This is a genomic window from Granulicatella sp. 20925_1_28 (assembly GCF_041433575.1).
GTDB lineage: Bacteria > Bacillota > Bacilli > Lactobacillales > Aerococcaceae > Granulicatella.
On the sequence record NZ_JAPWBS010000006.1, the window covers coordinates 11,112 to 31,797 of the forward strand.

The window sequence follows — 20,686 nt, forward strand, 5'->3', positions numbered from 1 at the left end:
TAGTAAACGAATTTGAAGAGAAGAATAGAAAAGGAGACGAATTATGTCTGAAGAAGTGAAACACTTTGAAGAAACTTTTGAATCAACTGATTTAGTGCATACCATGCGTAAATCATTTCTAGAGTATTCGATGAGTGTTATTGTATCGCGTGCCCTACCAGATGTACGCGATGGATTAAAACCAGTACACCGTCGTATTTTATATGGAATGAGTGAACTTGGAGTGACACCGGACAAACCGCATAAAAAATCTGCGCGTATTGTCGGGGACGTAATGGGTAAATATCACCCACACGGTGACTCTGCAATTTACGATGCCATGGTTCGTATGGCACAAGATTTCTCATACCGTTACCCATTAATTGATGGACACGGTAACTTCGGTTCTGTCGATGGAGACGGCGCCGCTGCGATGCGTTATACAGAGGCTCGTATGAGTAAAATTGCTCTTGAAATGCTTCGCGATATTAACAAAGATACGATTAATTTCCGTGATAACTACGATTCAACAGAACGTGAACCGGAAGTTTTACCAGCACGTATTCCAAACTTATTAGTAAACGGTGCAACAGGGATTGCCGTAGGGATGGCGACAAATATTCCACCACATAACTTGGCGGAAGTCATCTCTGCTCTTCACTTATTAATGAAGAACCCTGATGTTACAACTACTGAATTGATGGAAGCTCTCCCTGGACCTGACTTCCCAACTGGAGGACTTGTCTTAGGTAAATCTGGAATTCGCCGTGCGTACGAAACAGGACGCGGATCGATTACGGTTCGTGGACGTGTACAAATCGAAGAATTGAAAAACGGAAAAGAACGCATCATCATCACTGAATTACCATATATGGTAAATAAAGCGCGTTTAGTAGAACGTATCGCACAATTACACCACGAGAAGAAAATCGAAGGAATTACTTACTTAAACGATGAATCTGACCGTGTCGGTATGCGTGTCGTGATCGAAGTGCGTCGTGATGTTTCAGCATCCGTTGTATTAAATAATTTATACAAATTAACACCATTACAATCAAACTTCGGCTTCAACATGCTTGCGATTGTAAATCAAGAGCCAAAAGTATTGAGCTTAAAAGAAATTTTACGCCACTACTTAGATCACCAAGAAGAAGTCGTTCGTCGTCGTAGCTTATTCGATAAGAAGAAAGCAGAAGACCGCGCTCATATTTTAGAAGGATTACAAATCGCCTTAGACCATATCGATGCGATTGTAGCCATCTTAAGAAGTTCAGCAAGTGGAGATATCGCCAAAGACCGCTTCATGAATGAATACGGCTTAAGCGATAAACAAGCACAAGCGATTCTTGATATGCGTATGGTTCGTTTAACAGGATTAGAACGCGAGAAAATCGATGCAGAATACAACGAATTACAAGCTACAATTCAATACTTAGAAAAAGTATTAGCGAGCGAAGAACTTCGTTACGAAATCATCGAACAAGAGCTTCTTGAAATCCAACAACGTTTCGATAATCCTCGTCGTACAGAATTATTAGTCGGAGAAGCATTAAGCCTTGAAGATGAAGATTTAATCGAACAAGAAGATGTCGTCATTACATTAACGAAGAATGGATATATCAAACGTCTTGCCAACACTGAATTCAAGGCACAACGCCGTGGAGGACGTGGGGTTCAAGGAATGAGCGTCCATGATGATGACTACGTGGAAAACATGATTTCATGTTCAACACACGATTCACTCCTCTTCTTTACGAATACAGGGAAAGTTTACCAAGCAAAAGGGTACGAAATTCCTGAATATAGCCGTACAGCAAAAGGATTACCAGTCATCAACTTATTAAACATTGATTCAGCTGAGAAAATCCAAGCGATTATCAGTGTTCCAGAATCAGATGAATCAGAACGTTACTTGTTCTTCACAACATTACGAGGAACAGTAAAACGTGTTCGTCTATCAGAATTCAAGAATATCCGTACAAATGGTCTACGTGCCATCCAATTACGCGAAGATGATGAATTGATTCGTGTAGTAGTTACAAGCGGAAATGATGGCATCATCCTCGGAACTTATCACGGTAACGCTGTAAGCTTCCATGAAGATAAAGTTCGTGCGATGGGTCGTACCGCTTCAGGTGTTCGTGGGGTTTCTCTACGTGAAGGCGACTATGTCATCGGAATGGATATTTTAACTCCAGACCGTGAAGTATTAGTAGTCAGCGAAAAAGGTTACGGAAAACGTACAGCTGCGAGCGAATACGCGTTGAAAGGCCGTGGCGTGAAAGGGGTTCGTACACTTCGTATTACCGAGAAAAATGGACCACTTGTCTGCCTACGTACTGTAACTGGAGACGAAGACTTACTCATCATGACGAATAAAGGGGTTATCATCAGATTCCATGCCGAAGACGTGTCTCAAACAGGCCGTGGAGCACTTGGAGTTCGTATGATGCGTCTCGATCAAGATGCGATTGTAAGTTCATTAGCGATTGTAGACCGCGAAGAAGAAACAGAAGAAGCTTCTGAAGCCACTGCTGAAACAGCAGCAACAGAAAATCCAACTGCATCCCTTTCAGATGAAGCCATCAAAGGCAATATGAAAGATTTTGCGCAACAATTAGTCGACGAAGAAAACGAATAATTAGTAAGCAAAAAGCCATCATTTCTGATGGCTTTTTTGTTTTACTTTTTTATAGATGAACCTTAATAGAGCAAAAAGTAAGCTCAAAAAGAAAAAAATTGAAAGTATATTGGGATATATTGGAAATAAATCTGGCAAAAAGTAATAAACAACTATTGAACTAAATAAGCCTAAAAATAAACCTAAATAAACTCCATAAGTAAATTTAGTCATATTTTAATCCACCTTACTAACCCCAGTTAATCCGAAAGACAAGAACGTAAACAACATTGCAACTTTTCTTAACCATGGTAAAACCGTCTAGTTTTTATTTTATGTATACACTAATTTTACTCCTCCTATGTTGTTTTTTTCAGTCTTTTTTTTATTTTTTAGTAGTGGTATAATTATTTTTATACAAACACCATGTTTGCTAAAAAAAAAAGAAGGTTGCTGAAGAAGTAAATTTATCTTTTGCAATAATGGTAATAGGACGTCCTATTACAACTTTTTCTAAAAACAATTAAACCGATTTTTGATTTTTTGGAATTTTAATTGCTAGAGGTCGGGTCAAGCGTTGCACGCATGCTCGGGGTTATAGGGGCGGAGTAAGCCCCTAATTCAGTACCGTAAAAATTAATTATACCGTCAATAAAAACGAAAAAAGACTCTTAGCAATAAAAAAAGAGTAGTAAAATTAGTATACACATAAAAACAAAGTAAAAAGTAAAAGAGAAAAAATATAAGGAGGAAGTTATATGAGACAACTGTTTTATTTATTATGGATTGTAACGGTTATGTTTGGAATATATTTAAGAAAGAAAAAAAATGTTGTAGTACCTTTTTGGGTGAAAATGATTTCAGTTATTTTGTATTTAATAGCTTTTTACGCTTATATATCTTTTATCGCATAAATAAACAAAATCACCCTGAAAAGGGTGATTTTTTGTTTTAAAAATTCCTGAAAGGAATTTTTTCTTCTTATCTTGATACTATATAGAATCAATACGAATTTTAAAAAGTGCCGTTAACCCTTGACACAAAAAGAAAAACCTTGCTTTTTAGGGCACTGAGCTCCGTAAATGAGAATGAAAAAAATCCAACAAAAATTGGACTACCTGTCTCCGGTTGAATAACGGAGACGGTAGTCCTAGGGTGTTTTTATTAAATTCTCACTTTTTGGGGTCAGTCCCTATCAATTATATTCCTGTTTTTTCTTAAATAAAATAAAATACGTTTTTCTCAAAGAGACACATAGCATAAAAAAATACAAAAATGATAAACCATCTTTATATTTTACAACATTTAAAACTCCAAAACTTAAACCGACCAAAACCAAAAGCATATATAAACTTTTAAAAATTTTTTTCTTATTCACGTTAATCACTACTTCATTCAGGGGGAGTATTCATATTTTTATATATGTGAATACCCATAGAAATTAATAAAGCAAGTAACATTGATCGTTCAAAAAGAATACTATCACCAAAACTTTCAATTGAAAAAATATCATAAAAAATATCAACTGCAAACTTCGTAAAAATCATGCAACTTAAAAAAGGAATTGAAAAATTATATGAATCTTTTATTTTTTTTAACATGATTACCACCCCAATTGAGTAAATCCCGCTACTAACGCATACGAACTATGCAAAAGCAATCACTACAATAAGTCCGATTAAAGTTTGTACTATACTATATGTCTTTTTCTCATTTCACTGTATCAGATAATTGAAGTTCAATTTATATTTTCTTTACACCATTCTCTTCCAAAAATCCAAAGAAATCGTATCAAAACAATGATATTTGTATGCCTAAAACATAGCTAAAGGTATTTTTTTGCTAGTATCCAAATACCTTGCGCTACTTTGTTTTGGATTATTTTTTATCCTCTTTTAAAAATATTTTTGCAAGAATTAAAGATAGTAGTAAGATGACAGAGATAACATGACGATGCATTTTTATTCACCTACCTTTTCTAAATATTATTTGCCAGATATACTACTTCTAAAAAAAAATAAAACGCTTTCTTATTAAGAATATTTTAGCATAAATCCTCTTTTTAATCATTATAAATTTAGGAAATTTATTGTTTTGTATTGTAAAATAAACAATTTGAAAATTTTAAAAAAATTAAAATAGAAGCATTTATTAAGATTACGAAGAATCACACGGATTCGTAGTAATCGAATGTAAAGCTTTTTAGCAAAAAATTACTCTTTTTACGCAAAAAAGTACTATTTTTTAATATTATTATTGGTATAATAAGGATGAAATAATCCATAAGGAGGAATAAATATGATTGAATTTCGTAATGTAACAAAAGTATATGATCAAACTATCGCTTTAGATGGACTTAACTTAACGATTGAAAGTGGAAAAATTATTGGATTAATCGGTCACAACGGGGCTGGTAAATCAACCACGATTAAATCACTCGTGAGCGTCATTCATCCAACAAGCGGAGAAATTATTGTGGACGGACAAGAATTATCATCTAATCGTCTAGCCATTAAAGAAAAAATTGGCTATGTAGCCGATAGTCCTGACCTATTCCTACGGTTAACAGCTAATGAATTTTGGGAATTAGTTGCTTCTTCTTATGGCATGACTTTAGACGAAGTAGAAAGTCGTCTAGCTTATTTACTAGAATTATTTGATTTCGAAGGACATCGCTATGAAGTGATCGATTCGTTCTCACACGGGATGCGTCAAAAGGTATTCGTTATCGGCGCGCTTTTATCAGACCCTGAAATTTGGGTACTCGATGAACCAATGACGGGTCTTGACCCACAAGCTTCTTATGACTTGAAGAAATTAATGCGCGAACATGCCGATAAAGGTAATACCGTTCTCTTCTCGACACACGTTTTAGAAGTGGCAGAACAACTCTGTGATAAGATTGCCATTTTGAAAAAAGGAAAACTACTCTTCTACGGTACAATTCAAGAGTTGAAAGGCCAACAACCAGAAAGCACGCTTGAAGAAATCTACTTATCACTAGCCGGTAGACAAGAAGGAGTGGATTCACATGCGGTTTAATCGAATTCTGACGCTGGTGAAGACCAATTTAATTTTTGCAACTCAACCGGCACAATTACAAAATTATCGAAAGAAACAGGCGAAAAATCCATCGAAACCAGTGAATGTTGCGATGAAAACCTTGATGCAACAATTACTATTTGCGGTGATGTTTGGAGCTTTATTTGGAATTCCTGGAGCGATTTCGGGACGTTCATACCCTCCACTTCAATTTGCGAGTACGGTCTTCTTATTCTTGATGATTTTAATTTCGCAAGCATTGCCAGCTATTTACAATGTCTTTTATGAAAGTAAAGACTTTGAATCGTATTTACCTTATGCCTTTACAGAATTAGAAGTCATTCTTGGGAAGAGCCTTTCGATTGTGGTGGCTACACTGCAAGGATTTCTGCCAATCGTAATGCTATTTGGAATCCACGTGTATTTTTCAGGAGGAAACTTCCTCTTCACGATTCCAATTGCCTTAATAGGGGCGCTTGTACTCAGTGCGATTGTTTACGTCTTGATGTTTCTTCTCTGCTTCTTCCTAGCGAAGATTCCACTTTTTAGAAAATATCAATCCGTGATTGCGAATGTTTTAATTTTTGGGATTTCTCTTGGGGCCATTATTGGATATCAAATGATTTTGTCAAAATCCGTGGTGAATACTTTTATAACAGGAGAAATGCCAATTTTCCTTCAACCAGTACTTGCCTTCTATAATGCGATTTTAAATCCATTCGATATGAGTGTTTATCCGATGATTGGATTCGTGATTTTAGTATTTGTGGCGATTTTACTACTCGTGAAGTTCATCGTATTGCCAAACTTCTATGAAGCTGTTTCGCAAACATCATCTTCGAATGTAAAAGTCGAACGTGTCAAAGAAATGGAGTTAGATGGCAACAAGCTTTCAACAAAATTCATGATTCGCTATACACTTCGCCAATTAATGGAAGGTTCTGTATTAACGCAAACGATTATTGCTGCAGGAATATTACCATATCTCTTGCTTCTTCCAACAGTTTTAAATTTTTCGGGTGGTCCTACTGGATTTAGTTTTATGAATTTCCTAAATCTAAATACTTTCTTACCATTTGCGATGCTCATTACCTTCATTGCAGGATTCAATACAGGAGGAAACAACTTATTAGCGGTCGGAATTTCACTCGAGCGGGAAAACTATTATTATCTAAAAGTTCTTCCATTCGATATGCATCAATTTTTAGAACGTAAATTCTGGATTCTCTTTGCGATTCAATCTATCATTCCAGTCATTCTTATGACGGTGATTTGTACGGTGCTTCGCTTACCGATTTATATGACCTTGGGCATCATTCTCTCATGGGGAATTATCAGTCTAGGGCTTAGCCGTTGGGGATACGCCAGAGACTTGAAGCTCTTTACGCCAACGTGGACGAATGTCATTGAACTCTTAAACCGTATGCGTAGTGGATTTAAGTCGGTCATTTTTGTCGTGGTTCTCTTCGGATTTATCTTCGGAGCGGTTTATCTATTAATTCACTTACCAGAATGGAATCGTACTTTCGTTTGGTTCATTACAATTGCGTACGTTGTCGTGATTCTTGGTTTATCAATTTTCGCAACATTCTACTATAAGAAAAAATTACATGAATTAATCGATTCTGAATAATGATGTAAGACTTAGAGTTTGTCTCTAAGTCTTTTTTTATAACCTGTTTTATAGGGTTTTGCAGTTATATAACGAATAGTTATAACAATTGATAGAAAAACGGTATAAGAAAACCTATTGCTATGCGGTTTGTTCTCTGTTATCCTAAGAACATGTTAATCAGACATCACAAAGAACAGGTGAGTAGAAAATAAGATTTGCTAAGAGAGTCTCGGTTGGTGGGAAGAGATGAAATTGAATTTTTGAAGATGGCCTCGGAGTGATTTTACGTCGAATCATTAGACGTAAATGGGTAGCCCATTATAGCTGTAGAGTATAACACCTAGTGTGCGTACTCGGTAAGGTAGGATTCGTGAGGATTCTACAAAACAAGGTGGTAACACGAAAATTTCGTCCTTGCAGTAGCGATACTGTGAGGATTTTTTATTTATAGGAGGAATGACCAATGTCAAAATTACAAGCACCATTTAGAGTAGATCACGTAGGAAGTTTCTTACGTCCAAAAGAATTAGTAGAAGCAAAAGAAAAATTTGCAAAAGGTGAAATTACACGCGAGGAATTAACAGCCGTCGAAGATAAAGCCATCGAAAAGTTAGTCGAACAACAAAAGAAAGCTGGATTAAAAGGATTCACTGACGGCGAATTCCGTCGCCAATATTGGCACTTAGATTTCTTCTGGGGATTAAACGGAGTGGATCACACTCAAGCAAAAATCGGATACCAATTCCACGATGAAATTACAAAACCTGACTCAGCAGATGTCGTTGGAAAAATCACTGGTGAAAATCACCCATTCGTAGAACACTTCAAATTCTTAAAACAATTCGAAGACGAAGATTTCATCGTAAAACAAACAATCCCTGCTCCAGCTCAATTCTACTTTGAATTGATTCGTGACGCAGAGCATATTGAGCAAACTTTCTCAGTATACCCTTCAAAAGAAGAACTCTTTAAAGATATCATTGCTGCTTACAAACAAGTGATTAAAGAATTATACGATGCAGGTTGCCGTCTCTTACAAATCGATGACTGTACATGGGGTGTAATCGTAGATGATAACTTCTTAAACATCATTTCAAAAGAAAGTCATTTAACACCTGAAGAATTAAGAAGAGAACACAAACGCGAATTCTTAGAACTAAACAACGGAATTCTAGAAGACTTACCAGAAGATTTAACAGTGAACACTCACGTATGCCGTGGTAACTTCCACTCAACATGGGCAAGTTCAGGTGGATATGATTCAGTAAGCGACGCATTATTCGAAGACGAAAACGTACATGCGTACTACTTAGAATACGATACAGACCGTGCCGGCGACTTCAAGCCACTAGCTAAAGTAAACAATGGTAAGAAAGTCGTTCTAGGGCTTCTCACTTCTAAATCAGGAAAATTAGAAGACAAAGATGAAGTCATTGCTCGTATTAAAGAAGCAAGCCAATATGTTCCACTTGAAGACTTATACTTAAGTACACAATGTGGATTTGCTTCAACAGAAGAAGGAAACATCCTTACTGAAGAAGATCAATGGAAGAAAATTGCCTTAATTAGCGAAATCGCTCGTGAGGTATGGGGAGAATAATCATCCCGCAAGAAGAAATTCGAAGATAGATTGGAGAAACACATTTATGACAACACATGCACCATTTAGAGTAGACCACGTAGGAAGTTTCTTACGTCCAAAAGAATTAGTAGAAGCACGCGCTAAATTTGCAAACGGCGAAATCACACGTGAAGAATTAACAGCTGTAGAAGATAAAACGATTCGCGAAATCGTTCAAAAACAAATTGCTGCTGGATTAAAAGGCGTTACAGACGGCGAATTCCGCCGCGCTTACTGGCATCTTGACTTCTTCTGGGGATTCAATGGTGTGGAACATACAGTTGGTGAACATGGTTATAAATTTAACGGTATCGAAACAAAAGCCGATACTGCAACATTAACAGCTCCAATCGATGGACATAATCACCCATTCGTAGAACATTTCAAATTCTTACGTGACTTGGTGAAAGACGAAGATGTGATTGTGAAATTCACAATCCCTTCTCCATCACAATTCTATTTCGAATTAATTCGTACACCTGAACACATTGCAGCGTGGAAAGCAGTTTATCCAACTGAAAAAGAGTTGTTCGAAGCGATTAAAAACGCATATGTAGATGTCATTACAGACTTATACAACGAAGGCCTTCGCACAATTCAATTTGACGACTGTACATGGGGCGCTTTAGCAGACGATGGTTTTTCAAAACGTTTCAACGACAGCCGTCCATTAGAAGAAGTTCGTCGTGACTTTGCGGGTCGTGCATTACAATTGAACAACTCAGTGATTGATGCATTACCAAAAGACTTAGCAGTGAATACACACGTTTGCCGTGGTAACTTCCACTCTACTTGGATTTCTCAAGGAGGATACGAAAAAGTAGAAGACGAATTATTAGCAGGCGAACATGTAAATGCATACTACCTCGAATACGATACAGACCGTGCGGGCGACTTCAAGCCACTTGCAAAAGTTTCTGACGGTAAGAAAGTTGTACTTGGTCTTTTAACTTCAAAATTTGCAGACTTAGAAGACAAAGATGAAGTTATCGCTCGTATTAAAGAAGCGAGCCAATACGTGCCACTTGAAAACTTATACTTAAGTACTCAATGTGGATTTGCTTCAACGGAAGAAGGAAACGTGATTAAAGAAGAAGATCAATGGAAGAAAATTGCATTGATTTCAGAAATCGCTCGTGAGGTTTGGGGAGAATAATCATCCCGCAAGAAGGAATTCGAAGATAGATTGGAGAAACACATTTATGACAACACATGCACCATTTAGAGTAGACCACGTAGGAAGTTATTTACGTCCTAAAGACTTAGTAGAAGCACGCGCAAAATTTGCAAACGGCGAAATCACACGCGAAAAACTAACAGCTGTAGAAGATAAAGAAATCCGCGAACTTGTTAAAAAACAAATCGCTGCTGGATTAAAAGGCGTTACAGACGGCGAATTCCGCCGCGCTTACTGGCACCTTGACTTCTTCTGGGGATTCAACGGAGTAGAACATAGGGTAGGTAAACACGGTTTAAAATTTAACGGTGTCGAAACAAAAGCTGATACGGCAACATTAACAGCTCCAATCGATGGACACAACCACCCATTCGTAGAACATTTCAAATTCTTACGTGACTTAGTGAAAGACGAAGATGTTGTTGTGAAATTCACAATCCCTGCTCCATCACAATTCTATTTCGAATTAATTTTTACACCTGAAAATATTGCAGCGTGGACATCTGTGTATCCAACAGAAAAAGAGCTTTTCGAAGCAATTAAAAACGCATATGTAGATGTCATTACAGACTTATACAACGAAGGTCTTCGCACGCTTCAATTTGATGATTGTACATGGGGCGCTTTAGCAGACGATGGTTTTGTAAAACGTTTCGATGCAGACCGTCCATTAGAAGAAGTTCGTCGTGACTTTGCGGGTCGTGCATTACAATTGAACAATTCAGTTCTTGATGTATTACCAAAAGACCTAGTAGTGAACACACACGTTTGCCGCGGTAACTTCCGGTCAACATGGATTTCTCAAGGGGGATACGAAAAAGTTGAAGATGAATTATTAGCAGGTGAACACGTAAATGCGTACTACTTAGAATACGATACAGATCGTGCCGGCGACTTCAATCCTCTTGCTAAAGTTGGCAATGAAAAGAAAGTTGTACTTGGTCTTTTAACTTCAAAATTTGCAGATTTAGAAGACAAAGATGAAGTCATCGCTCGTATTAAAGAAGCGAGCCAATACGTGCCACTTGAAAACTTATACTTAAGTACACAATGTGGATTTGCTTCAACAGAAGAAGGAAATGTCATTAAAGAAGAAGATCAATGGAAGAAAATTGCATTGATTTCAGAAATCGCACGTGAGGTTTGGGGAGAATAACCTCGCATTATAAAACGAACAAAAAGGCTGTGGGGAGAATAACTTTTGAACCGCAGCCTTCCCCTATTCAGAAAGGAAGTGTCATTATGACAGCATTTCAACAACAATTAGAACAAGCATTCAAAACATTAAAACAAGCAAAATGGGTGAACTTAAGCCATCAAATCGATGCGAATAGCCCTCACTTCCCTGCTCTACCAGCATTGGAACAAAAAGATTTATTTACATTAAAGGATGGATTCCACGTACAACAATTATCAGTGGTGACACAATACGGTACACATATCGACCCACCTTGCCACTTCTATGAAGGCGGACGCTTCCTTGATGAAATCGAGTTGAAAGATTTATTATTACCACTTTACGTCATCGACCGTTCAAAAGAAGTAGCCGAAAATCCTAACTTCGAATTAACAAAAGCAGACGTATTAGCGTTCGAAGAAGAATACGGAAAAATCCAACCAGGTGCCTTTGTAGCCTTCCGTAGTGACTGGTCACACCGCTGGCCAGACCAAGACGCGGTTCGTAATTTAGATGAAAACGACGTGCAACACACACCAGGTTGGGCAAAAGATGCGCTTGAATTCTTAATTCACGAACGTCATGTGAAAGCTGTAGGTCACGAAACATTAGATACAGACTCAGGTGTTCACGCTGCCGCACATGGTTTAACAAACGAATATTACTTATTAAGCCAAGATATCTTCCAAGTGGAAGTATTAGCGAACCTTGATCAAGTTCCAGCAGTAGGTGCTGTGATTTCAATCTCGTACCCTAACTGGAACCATACTCCAGGGTCACCTGTTCGCGTTATTGCGTATTTACCAGAAGCTGAATAAACGAAAAGAGGAAAACACATGTCAAATCACGAAAACTGTAGCTGTTGTCAAAAAGCGCCTTTTAGACTCGATCACGTAGGAAGTTTCTTACGTCCAGAGCGTCTAAAAGAAGCCCGTGCGAAATTTAATGATGGAGAAATCACTGTCGAAGAACTCGAACGCGTTGAAAACGAAGAAATTATCGCATTAATAGAGAAAGAAAAAGAACTCGGCCTTAAATCTGTCACTGACGGTGAATTCCGTCGTGCATTCTGGCACTTAGATTTCTTAGAAAACTTAGATGGGGTTGAACTTGTCGAAGTAGACCACTTCTCTGTTCAATTTAAAGATAAAGATGTGAAGCCAAAAACATTACGTATCGTTGGTAAAGTGGATTTTTCTGAAAACCATCCATTCGTAAAACACTTCAAATTCTTAAAAGAGCACGCTGGCGATACACCGGTGAAACTAACGATTCCTTCACCAAGTATGTTGCATTTGATTACGCAAGTTCGTGAGAAAAACTATGTGCCAATTGAGCGCTACAAAGACAATGAAGCCCTCTTCTATGATGATGTAGTTAAAGCATACCGTAAGGCTCTACAATGCTTCTACGACTTAGGATGCCGCAATATTCAATTAGATGACACTAGCTGGGGTGAGTTCTGTGCGTTAGACAAACGTGAAGCATACGAAGCGCGTGGATTTGACCTCGAAAAAATCGCTCGTGACTATGTGGATGTACTTAACCGTGTGATTGAATGGAAACCAGAAGATTTAGTGGTGAACATGCATATTTGCCGCGGGAACTTCCGCTCAACATGGTTCTCTAGCGGTGGTTATGAACCAGTGGCGAAGACGCTATTTGGTCATTGCCGTGTGGATGGATTCTTCTTGGAATATGATAGCGACCGTGCTGGAGACTTTACTCCTCTTCGCTATATTAAAAATCAAAAAGTCGTTCTTGGTTTAATTACGTCTAAATCAGGAGACCTAGAAGATAAAGATGAAGTCATTGCTCGTATTAAAGAAGCAAGTCAGTACGTTCCTCTTGAACAACTATGCCTCAGCCCTCAATGTGGATTCTCTTCTACAGAAGAAGGTAATATCTTAACGATTGAAGCCCAATGGGATAAATTAAAACTCATCGACGAAATCGTTCATGAAGTTTGGGGATAAATTTAAAAAAATTAAAGCTCCTACAGTTTTTATCTGTAGGAGCTGTTTTTGTTGATTTCATCGTATTTATCGCTTCTTTTTCTTAAAACGAATGTCTAAATCATACCCATTTTTACTCGCAATTTTTTGAAGATGCGCGAGCGTAGGATTATAATTTCCTTTTTCGAGCCTAGAGAGATTTCCTTGCGTCATACCGGCGTTTCTAGCGAATTCGGTTTGAGTCAGTCCAGATTCCCTCCGAAGTCTAATCATCGCTAAAGCATTCTTCTGCAAAAAATATTCTGCTTCAAAATCTTCTCTAAAAGTCTCATATTTCGCGTCAAGACGGTCAAAAAGCCTCTTTAAATAATCCACCATTTTCTCTTTCTCCCCCTCATTCCTTTATAAGCCAATTGTAACATATATGTTTCATATCAGATATGATATATTGAAACTTTTTTTGCTAGAGATTTGCTACTAACAAACTTTCCTGAGCACCTCTGCAGCGCGGTTTTCTGTTGCATTCTATAGCTTTGTTTGCTATAATGATTGAACGTGAGTATTAGAAATGATACTCTCCTTGCTTGCTGAAAATTCAGTAGGCCAAAAGTCCATAAGGAGGTGACAGTCAATGAGTCAAACATCAAAATACGAGATTTTATATATCATCCGTCCAAACATCGATGAAGCTGCTAAAGCTGAATTGGTTGCAAGATTTGATGCTGTTTTAACAGACAACGGAGCAGTTGTTGTTGAATCTAAAGACTGGGCGAAACGTCGTTTTGCATACGAAATTAAAGATTTCCAAGAAGGTATCTATCACTTAGTGAACATCACTGCTGAAGATGCTGCTGCAATCGATGAATTCGACCGTTTAGCGAAAATCAACAATGACATCTTACGTCACATGATCGTTAAATTAGAAGCATAATTGTTTATTATAAGTAAACATAAATCTTGAAAGGAGTAAGAATTAAATGATTAATAATGTTGTATTAGTTGGACGCTTAACACGTGCCGTTGATTTACGTTATACTTCAAACGGAACTGCTTATGCTACCTTCACGGTTGCAGTTGAACGTCGTTTCAAAAACCAAAATGGTGAACGTGAGACAGATTTTATCAACTGTGTAATGTGGAGTAAAGCTGCAGAGAACTTTGCGAATTTCACTCGTAAAGGCTCACTAGTAGGAATTGAAGGACGTATTCAAACACGTAGCTATGATAACCAACAAGGTCAAAAAGTTTATGTAACAGAAGTGCTAGCTGAGAACTTCTCATTATTAGAATCACGTAATGTTACTGAACAACGCCCTGCTAATGATCAAAGCTCTCATGGCGGATTCCAACAAAATCAAACGAATAACTTTAATCAATTTAATACTCCTACTTCATCATTCGGTGGTGGTGCGTCTGACCCATTCTTAAGCAATGGGGAGACAATCAACATTTCAGATGATGATTTACCATTCTAAAGTTTAAAAGGAGGATACTATAATGGCTCAACAACGTAGAGGTGGCGGTCAACGCCGTCGTAAAAAAGTTTGCTACTTCTGTGCAAACCACATCGACTACATTGATTACAAAGATGTAGAATTATTAAAACGTTACATTTCTGAAAAAGGTAAAATCTTACCACGTCGTGTAACAGGTACTTGTGCTAAACACCAACGTACTTTAACTGTTGCAATCAAACGTGCTCGTATCATGGGATTATTACCATTCACAACAGTTGACTAATAATAAGTAAAAGGATTGAGAATTTCTCAATCCTTTTTTATTTTATTAAATTGTTCTTTTTATAGTTGAGTATCTATTTATAAAAATACAGATTATTGATTAACTAGATTGAGTTTTATCTTTTAATCTAAACTTGAATACATAAATCAGAATGTTTCACGTGAAACATTCTATTAGAAATAATGAATCTTAAAAATGTTTCACGTGAAACATTTGCACCCTACCCCCTCTGTCTAAATTGTTTCACGTGAAACAATTTTAGAGAACTGACGAGGGGCCAAAACTGTGGTAAAATAAGGTATATAGAAAGAAGGTGCAAGAATGAAGAAAAGCCTAAAAGAACGTATTAAGGCTTTACCGACATTTCTTAAAAGTGAAACAATGAAGAAATACGGAATCTCATTTATAGCAATCATTCTCTGTATGCTGATTATAGCGTATGTGATGAATATATGGATGGGACTTATCCTTACTTTATTTGTTATTTTATTAGGAACACTCCTCTATTCGTTTGCAAACTACATTATTAAAGAAACGAATCATTATGTAACGAACTTATCGTACAAAATTAATAAAGGTTCGCAAGATGCCTCTATTAAAATGCCAATTGGAATGCTTTTACTGGATGATAATGGTGAAATTCAATGGATTAACCCTTATTTACAAAAGTATTTCGAACGAAAAGAACTATTAGGATTCAAACTTGAAGTTATTGATCCAGAATTAGCGAATATCGTTAAAAATCTGAATGATGATAAAGATAATGTAGTGCATTGGAAAGATAAATACTTCCAAACGGTTTATCATAACGATATTGGAATGCTCTACATGATGGATATTACAGAATATGCGTTGATTAAAGAGACTTATTTAGATGAAAGACCAGTATTTGGACAAATCTTCGTCGATAACTTTGCCGAAGTATCACAATCACTAAGCGACCGTAAGAAGTCTAACTTGAATAACTTCGTAACCAATCAGCTTACAAGCTGGGCGAATCATAATAATATCTACTTGAAACGTGTAAGTTCAGACCGTTTTGTTGCATTTTTAGATAAAAATATCCTTTCAGAGCTTGAAAAAACGAAATTCGAGATTATTGACCGCGTTCGTGAGACAACCGCTCAACAAAATACTCCACTAACGGTAAGTATGGGATTCTCATATGCAGATGATACTCAAGAAGAAATGAATTATGGTGAAATTGCTAAATTCGCACAAGATAACCTTGATTTAGCGTTAGGACGAGGCGGTGACCAAGTCGTTGTCCGTTCTAAAAACGAAGAAACACGCTTCTACGGTGGTAAGAGCAATCCACTAGAAAAACGTACACGAGTGCGTTCTCGTATGGTTTCTCAAGCTTTAGAAAACCTTATTGCCGAAGCAGATCAAGTAATGGTAATGGGACATCAATACCCGGATATGGACTGTATAGGTGGATGTTTAGGAATCCGAAGAATCGCGAAAATGCATGGTAAAACCTCATGGATTGTCACAAATCCAGAGCAGTATTCACATGATATTAAGAAGTTGATGGAAGTTATCAAGGATAATGAACGTCTTTCCTCTGCTATTGTGAATCCAGAAATGGCGGAAGCTCTACTAACTGAAAATACATTAGTGATTATTGTCGATGTAAGCAAGCCTTCCCTATGTGCTGCTCCATCGATAGTCAAAAAAGCTAATAAACTAGTGATTATCGACCACCACCGCCGTGGAGAGGAATTCCCTGAAAATCCTGACTTGGTTTATATTGAACCATACGCTTCATCTGCTGGAGAATTGATTACGGAATTACTAGAATATCAATCAGAAGATGCTGAAAAACTTCAGCCAATCGAAGCAACAACCTTGCTTGCTGGAATCATTGTAGATACGCGTAATTTCACGCTTCGTACAGGGTCCCGTACCTTTGATACGGCTAGCTACCTGAAATCTGTTGGTGCGGATACAATTCTGATTCAACGCTTATTAAAAGAAAATGTAGATACGTACTTAATGCGTTCGCATTTATTGAACTCGCTCGAAATGCTTCCTAACAATGTCGGAATTGTTCACGGTGAAGAAAATACCGTATATCCGACAGTCGTGGCTGCTCAAACGGCCGATATGATGTTATCGATGGAAAACATTGATGCTTCATTTGTGGTTACAAAACGGAATGACGGACGTGTGGGTATTAGTGCTCGTAGTTTAGGAAACAAAAACGTTCAACGTGTGATGGAAAAAATGGGTGGTGGTGGACATTTATCGAATGCTGCGACTCAGTTATCCGATATCACGATTGAAGATGCAATCCGCCAATTAATTCAAGTCATCGAAGAAATTGGTAGTGAAATTAATTTATAATTAGGAGGAAGAAACATGAAAGTAATTTTCTTGAAAGATGTAAAAGGTAAAGGAAAAAAAGGTGACGTTAAAAACGTTGCAGATGGATACGCACAAAACTTCCTAATCAAAAACGGTTTAGCTAAAGAAGCAAATTCAGCAAACTTAGCAACTTTATCAGGTCAAAAGAAAGCTGAAGAAAAGCACAATGCCGAATTATTAGCAAAAGCCAAAGAAATTAAAGAGTTCTTAGAACGCGAAGATACAGTTGTAACCATTAAAGCGAAAGCAGGGGAAGATGGCCGTCTATTCGGAGCTATCCCAGCGAAGCAAATCGCAGAAGAATTCAACAAAAAATTCAATGTAGAGCTTGATCGTCGTAAATTCGAATTAGCAGCACCAATCCGTGCCTTAGGATACACTCGTGTACCTGTTAAATTACACCACGATGTAACAGCGATTATGACTGTAAATATCGTCGCTCAATAATAAGAACTAGTAAGGATTTTCCCGTTGTGGAGAATCCTTTTTCTTTTGGTTTTAAATATGTGATACAATTCACAAAGTTATAAATGAACATACAAGTTTTCATGTTCGAAAAGACTCACTCTTCTGTTTTATTACAGCGTTTTATGATACAATGAAACTGTATTTTTATGGTTATTTTTAGTAGAAAGGGTGTTTGAATGGAAGAACTATATCCAAATTTAGTTCCACCACAAAATATTGAGGCAGAAGAAGCCGTTCTTGGGTCTATTCTTCTTGTAAGTGACTCGATTATTTCGGTTATGGAATTTTTGACACCGGAAGATTTTTATCGTGTTTCTCATCAATTAATTTTTGCGGCAATGATTGAATTAAATCAAAACAATATCGATATTGACGCAATCACCGTTTCAGAGATTTTAAGACAAAAGAATCAAATGGAGAATATTGGTGGAGAAGTAACGTTAATCGAACTTCTTGATAAAGTGCCAACTGCAGCCAACGTAGAGTATTATACGCAAATCGTATTAGAAAAATCTACGCGCCGTAAATTAATTAAAACTTCGACAAATATTGTAAAAACGGCTTACCAAGAGGATGAACCAATTGCCAACGTCTTGGATACTGCTGAGAAAGATATTCTTTCAGTATCGGAAGGACGTAATAAGGCTGGTTTTATTCCAATCAGCTCGGTTCTTCGTACCGCTTATGAAAGCTTAGAAGAGCGTGCGAAAAACAATGGTGAAGTGACAGGAATTGCAACAGGATATATCGGCTTAGACAGAATGACGTCAGGACTGCATGCGGATGAGTTAATCATCTTAGCGGCTCGTCCATCTGTTGGTAAAACGGCCTTTGTATTGAATATTGCAAAGAACGTTGCCGTGAATTTGAACGAAACGGTAGCTATCTTCAGTCTTGAAATGGGGGCTGAGTCCCTTGTAGAGCGTATTATCTGTTCCCATGCTAGCATCAACGCAGGGCATTTGAAAACAGGTAAATTAACGCCTGAAGAATATACACAATATTTCGTTGCAACCGGAGCATTATCTGAAGCACCAATTTTTATTGATGATACTCCAGGGATTCGTGTTGCTGAGATTCGTGCAAAATGTCGTCGCTTAAAACAAGAGCGGAATAATCTTGGATTAATCGTCATCGACTACTTGCAGTTGATTGAAGGAAACGGAAAAGAGAGTCGTCAACAAGAGGTTTCTGAAATCTCTCGTAACTTGAAGAAATTAGCGAAGGAATTAAAAGTTCCTGTTATCGCACTTTCGCAATTATCGCGTGGTGTGGAACAACGTCAAGATAAACGACCAATCATGTCAGATATTCGTGAATCTGGATCTATCGAGCAAGATGCCGATATCGTAGCGTTCTTATATCGTGATGATTACTATCGTCAAGAGCCAGATGAGAATGGACATGTTCCAGAGGTGGAACCAAATAGTACCATTGAAGTGATTATCGAGAAAAACCGTAGCGGTCCTCGTGGAACGGTTGAATTGAACTTCATGAAAGAATTTAATAAATTTACAAATCTTGTGCCAGATGGAGTCGAGCAAAACGCTCCAATGGCCTAATAACAGACATTTAAATGAATAATACAAAGAAGAGGTGCGTCAAATGTCATCAGTAGTAGTAGTAGGAACACAATGGGGAGACGAAGGTAAAGGAAAAATTACAGACTTCCTCAGTGAGAACGCAGAAGTCATTGCCCGCTATCAAGGGGGAGACAATGCAGGACATACGATTCAATTCAATGGAGTGACTTATAAACTTCACTTAATTCCATCAGGAATTTTTTCACCAGAGAAAATCAGTGTAATCGGGAATGGGGTTGTATTGAATCCAAAATCTCTAATCACAGAACTTGCGTATTTACACGAAAGAAATGTGACTACTGATAACTTACGTATTTCAGACCGCGCGCATGTCATCTTGCCATACCACATTCGCTTAGACCAATTACAAGAAGAAGCTAAAGGCGACAACAAAATTGGGACAACGAATAAAGGGATTGGACCTTGCTACATGGATAAAGCAGCGCGTGTTGGGATTCGTGTGGCAGATTTACTAGACCGTGAAGTATTTGCAGAACGTCTAAGAATCAACTTAGCCGAAAAGAATCGCCTCTTTACTAAAATGTACGATGCAGAACCAATCGAATTCGATGATATTTTTGAAGAGTACTACGAATATGGTCAACAAATGAAACAATACGTTTGCGACACTTCAGTGATTTTAAACGATGCATTAGACCAAGGAAAACGTGTATTATTCGAAGGGGCACAAGGGGTTATGTTGGATATCGACCAAGGTACTTATCCATTCGTAACATCTTCAAACCCAGTTGCTGGTGGGGTAACGATTGGTAGCGGTGTTGGACCTTCAAAAATTAATAAAGTCGTTGGGGTATGTAAAGCGTACACTTCTCGTGTAGGGGATGGACCTTTCCCAACAGAATTATTCGATGAAATCGGCTCACGTATTCGTGAAGTCGGACGTGAATACGGTACAACAACTGGACGTCCAAGACGTGTTGGTTGGTTCGATAGCGTTGTAATGCGTCACTCTAAACGTGTATCAGGCATTACAAACTTAAGCTTAAACAGTATCGATGTTTTAACAGGTTTAGAGACAGTTAAAATCTGTGTAGCTTACCGTAAACCAAATGGAGAAGAAATTTCTCACTACCCAGCAAGCCTAGTAGAACTAGGACAATGCGAACCTGTGTATGAAGAATTACCAGGTTGGAGCGAAGATATTACAGGTTGCCGTTCACTCGAAGAGCTTCCTGAAAATGCACGCAACTATGTTCGTCGTATTTCAGAATTAGTCGGCGTACGTATTTCTACATTCAGTGTAGGACCAGATAGAGAACAAACCAACATTTTAGAAAGTGTTTGGGCATAAAAAAAGTAATAGAGTAAAGGAGGATTT

General features: G+C 37.6%; 18 protein-coding genes and 1 other annotated feature. Of the genes, 16 read left to right on the forward strand and 2 right to left on the reverse strand.

Annotation, left to right across the window (positions count from 1 at the left end; translation table 11 throughout):
* Positions 1 to 43 precede the first annotated feature (43 nt).
* Both gyrA and O3793_RS04465 read left to right on the forward strand, forming a co-directional pair.
* Complete coding sequence (gene gyrA, locus O3793_RS04460) at positions 44 to 2,620, forward strand: DNA gyrase subunit A (protein ID WP_371445959.1); 2,577 nt, start codon at positions 44 to 46, stop codon at positions 2,618 to 2,620.
* 737 nt (positions 2,621 to 3,357) lie between these two features.
* Positions 3,358 to 3,513, forward strand: coding sequence for a hypothetical protein (locus tag O3793_RS04465; protein ID WP_371445961.1), 156 nt, complete (start codon positions 3,358 to 3,360; stop codon positions 3,511 to 3,513).
* Between the two features lie 477 nt (positions 3,514 to 3,990).
* Here the strand turns inward: O3793_RS04465 and O3793_RS04470 are convergent, their stop codons facing one another.
* Complete coding sequence (locus tag O3793_RS04470) at positions 3,991 to 4,200, reverse strand: hypothetical protein (protein WP_371445963.1); 210 nt, start codon at positions 4,198 to 4,200, stop codon at positions 3,991 to 3,993.
* A gap of 697 nt (positions 4,201 to 4,897) precedes the next feature.
* On the opposite strand from O3793_RS04470, the gene O3793_RS04475 reads away from it, so the two are divergent.
* The 7 genes from O3793_RS04475 to O3793_RS04505 all read left to right on the forward strand — a co-directional run bounded on the left by O3793_RS04475 (position 4,898) and on the right by O3793_RS04505 (position 13,207).
* A complete protein-coding gene (locus O3793_RS04475) occupies positions 4,898 to 5,641 on the forward strand; it encodes an ABC transporter ATP-binding protein (RefSeq protein ID WP_371445965.1) in 744 nt (247 codons plus the stop codon).
* Positions 5,631 to 7,274: a hypothetical protein gene (locus tag O3793_RS04480; protein WP_371445967.1), complete on the forward strand. Its 1,644-nt coding sequence runs from the start codon at positions 5,631 to 5,633 to the stop codon at positions 7,272 to 7,274. The genes O3793_RS04475 and O3793_RS04480 overlap by 11 nt, the downstream gene beginning before the upstream one ends.
* 162 nt (positions 7,275 to 7,436) lie before the next feature.
* Positions 7,437 to 7,675: a binding site (T-box leader), on the forward strand.
* 44 nt (positions 7,676 to 7,719) lie between these two features.
* Positions 7,720 to 8,856: a 5-methyltetrahydropteroyltriglutamate--homocysteine S-methyltransferase gene (locus tag O3793_RS04485; RefSeq protein ID WP_371445970.1), complete on the forward strand. Its 1,137-nt coding sequence runs from the start codon at positions 7,720 to 7,722 to the stop codon at positions 8,854 to 8,856.
* 46 nt (positions 8,857 to 8,902) lie between these two features.
* Positions 8,903 to 10,033 carry a 5-methyltetrahydropteroyltriglutamate--homocysteine S-methyltransferase gene (locus O3793_RS04490; protein ID WP_371445971.1) on the forward strand — a complete coding sequence of 377 codons (1,131 nt, stop codon included), beginning with the start codon at positions 8,903 to 8,905 and terminating at the stop codon, positions 10,031 to 10,033.
* Between the two features lie 46 nt (positions 10,034 to 10,079).
* A complete protein-coding gene (locus O3793_RS04495; protein ID WP_371445972.1) occupies positions 10,080 to 11,210 on the forward strand; it encodes a 5-methyltetrahydropteroyltriglutamate--homocysteine S-methyltransferase in 1,131 nt (376 codons plus the stop codon).
* A gap of 86 nt (positions 11,211 to 11,296) precedes the next feature.
* On the forward strand, positions 11,297 to 12,049 hold the full coding sequence (locus O3793_RS04500) for a cyclase family protein (RefSeq protein ID WP_371445973.1): 753 nt from the start codon (positions 11,297 to 11,299) through the stop codon (positions 12,047 to 12,049).
* 18 nt (positions 12,050 to 12,067) lie between these two features.
* Positions 12,068 to 13,207, forward strand: a complete 1,140-nt coding sequence (locus tag O3793_RS04505) for a 5-methyltetrahydropteroyltriglutamate--homocysteine S-methyltransferase (protein WP_371445974.1) — start codon at positions 12,068 to 12,070, stop codon at positions 13,205 to 13,207.
* A 66-nt stretch (positions 13,208 to 13,273) separates the two neighbouring features.
* Here O3793_RS04505 and O3793_RS04510 read toward each other — a convergent pair whose 3' ends face one another.
* Positions 13,274 to 13,564, reverse strand: coding sequence for a helix-turn-helix domain-containing protein (locus O3793_RS04510; protein ID WP_371445976.1), 291 nt, complete (start codon positions 13,562 to 13,564; stop codon positions 13,274 to 13,276).
* Positions 13,565 to 13,817: 253 nt separating this feature from the next.
* Between O3793_RS04510 and rpsF the strand changes: the two genes are divergently transcribed.
* From rpsF to O3793_RS04545, 7 genes are all read left to right on the forward strand, one after another.
* Positions 13,818 to 14,117 (forward strand): 30S ribosomal protein S6, encoded by a 300-nt coding sequence (gene rpsF / locus O3793_RS04515; protein WP_005608182.1) that lies wholly within the window; start codon positions 13,818 to 13,820, stop codon positions 14,115 to 14,117.
* Between the two features lie 46 nt (positions 14,118 to 14,163).
* On the forward strand, positions 14,164 to 14,661 hold the full coding sequence (gene ssb, locus O3793_RS04520; RefSeq protein WP_371445978.1) for a single-stranded DNA-binding protein: 498 nt from the start codon (positions 14,164 to 14,166) through the stop codon (positions 14,659 to 14,661).
* Between the two features lie 22 nt (positions 14,662 to 14,683).
* Positions 14,684 to 14,926 (forward strand): 30S ribosomal protein S18, encoded by a 243-nt coding sequence (rpsR, locus tag O3793_RS04525; RefSeq protein ID WP_048713756.1) that lies wholly within the window; start codon positions 14,684 to 14,686, stop codon positions 14,924 to 14,926.
* A gap of 321 nt (positions 14,927 to 15,247) precedes the next feature.
* The gene (locus O3793_RS04530; RefSeq protein ID WP_371445980.1) at positions 15,248 to 17,275 is read left to right on the forward strand and encodes a DHH family phosphoesterase; all 2,028 of its coding nucleotides are present in this window, start codon (positions 15,248 to 15,250) and stop codon (positions 17,273 to 17,275) included.
* A 15-nt stretch (positions 17,276 to 17,290) separates the two neighbouring features.
* On the forward strand, positions 17,291 to 17,743 hold the full coding sequence (gene rplI, locus O3793_RS04535; RefSeq protein ID WP_175815035.1) for a 50S ribosomal protein L9: 453 nt from the start codon (positions 17,291 to 17,293) through the stop codon (positions 17,741 to 17,743).
* Positions 17,744 to 17,940: 197 nt separating this feature from the next.
* A complete protein-coding gene (gene dnaB, locus O3793_RS04540; protein ID WP_371445983.1) occupies positions 17,941 to 19,326 on the forward strand; it encodes a replicative DNA helicase in 1,386 nt (461 codons plus the stop codon).
* Positions 19,327 to 19,369: 43 nt separating this feature from the next.
* Positions 19,370 to 20,659 carry an adenylosuccinate synthase gene (locus O3793_RS04545; RefSeq protein WP_371445984.1) on the forward strand — a complete coding sequence of 430 codons (1,290 nt, stop codon included), beginning with the start codon at positions 19,370 to 19,372 and terminating at the stop codon, positions 20,657 to 20,659.
* Positions 20,660 to 20,686 lie beyond the last annotated feature (27 nt).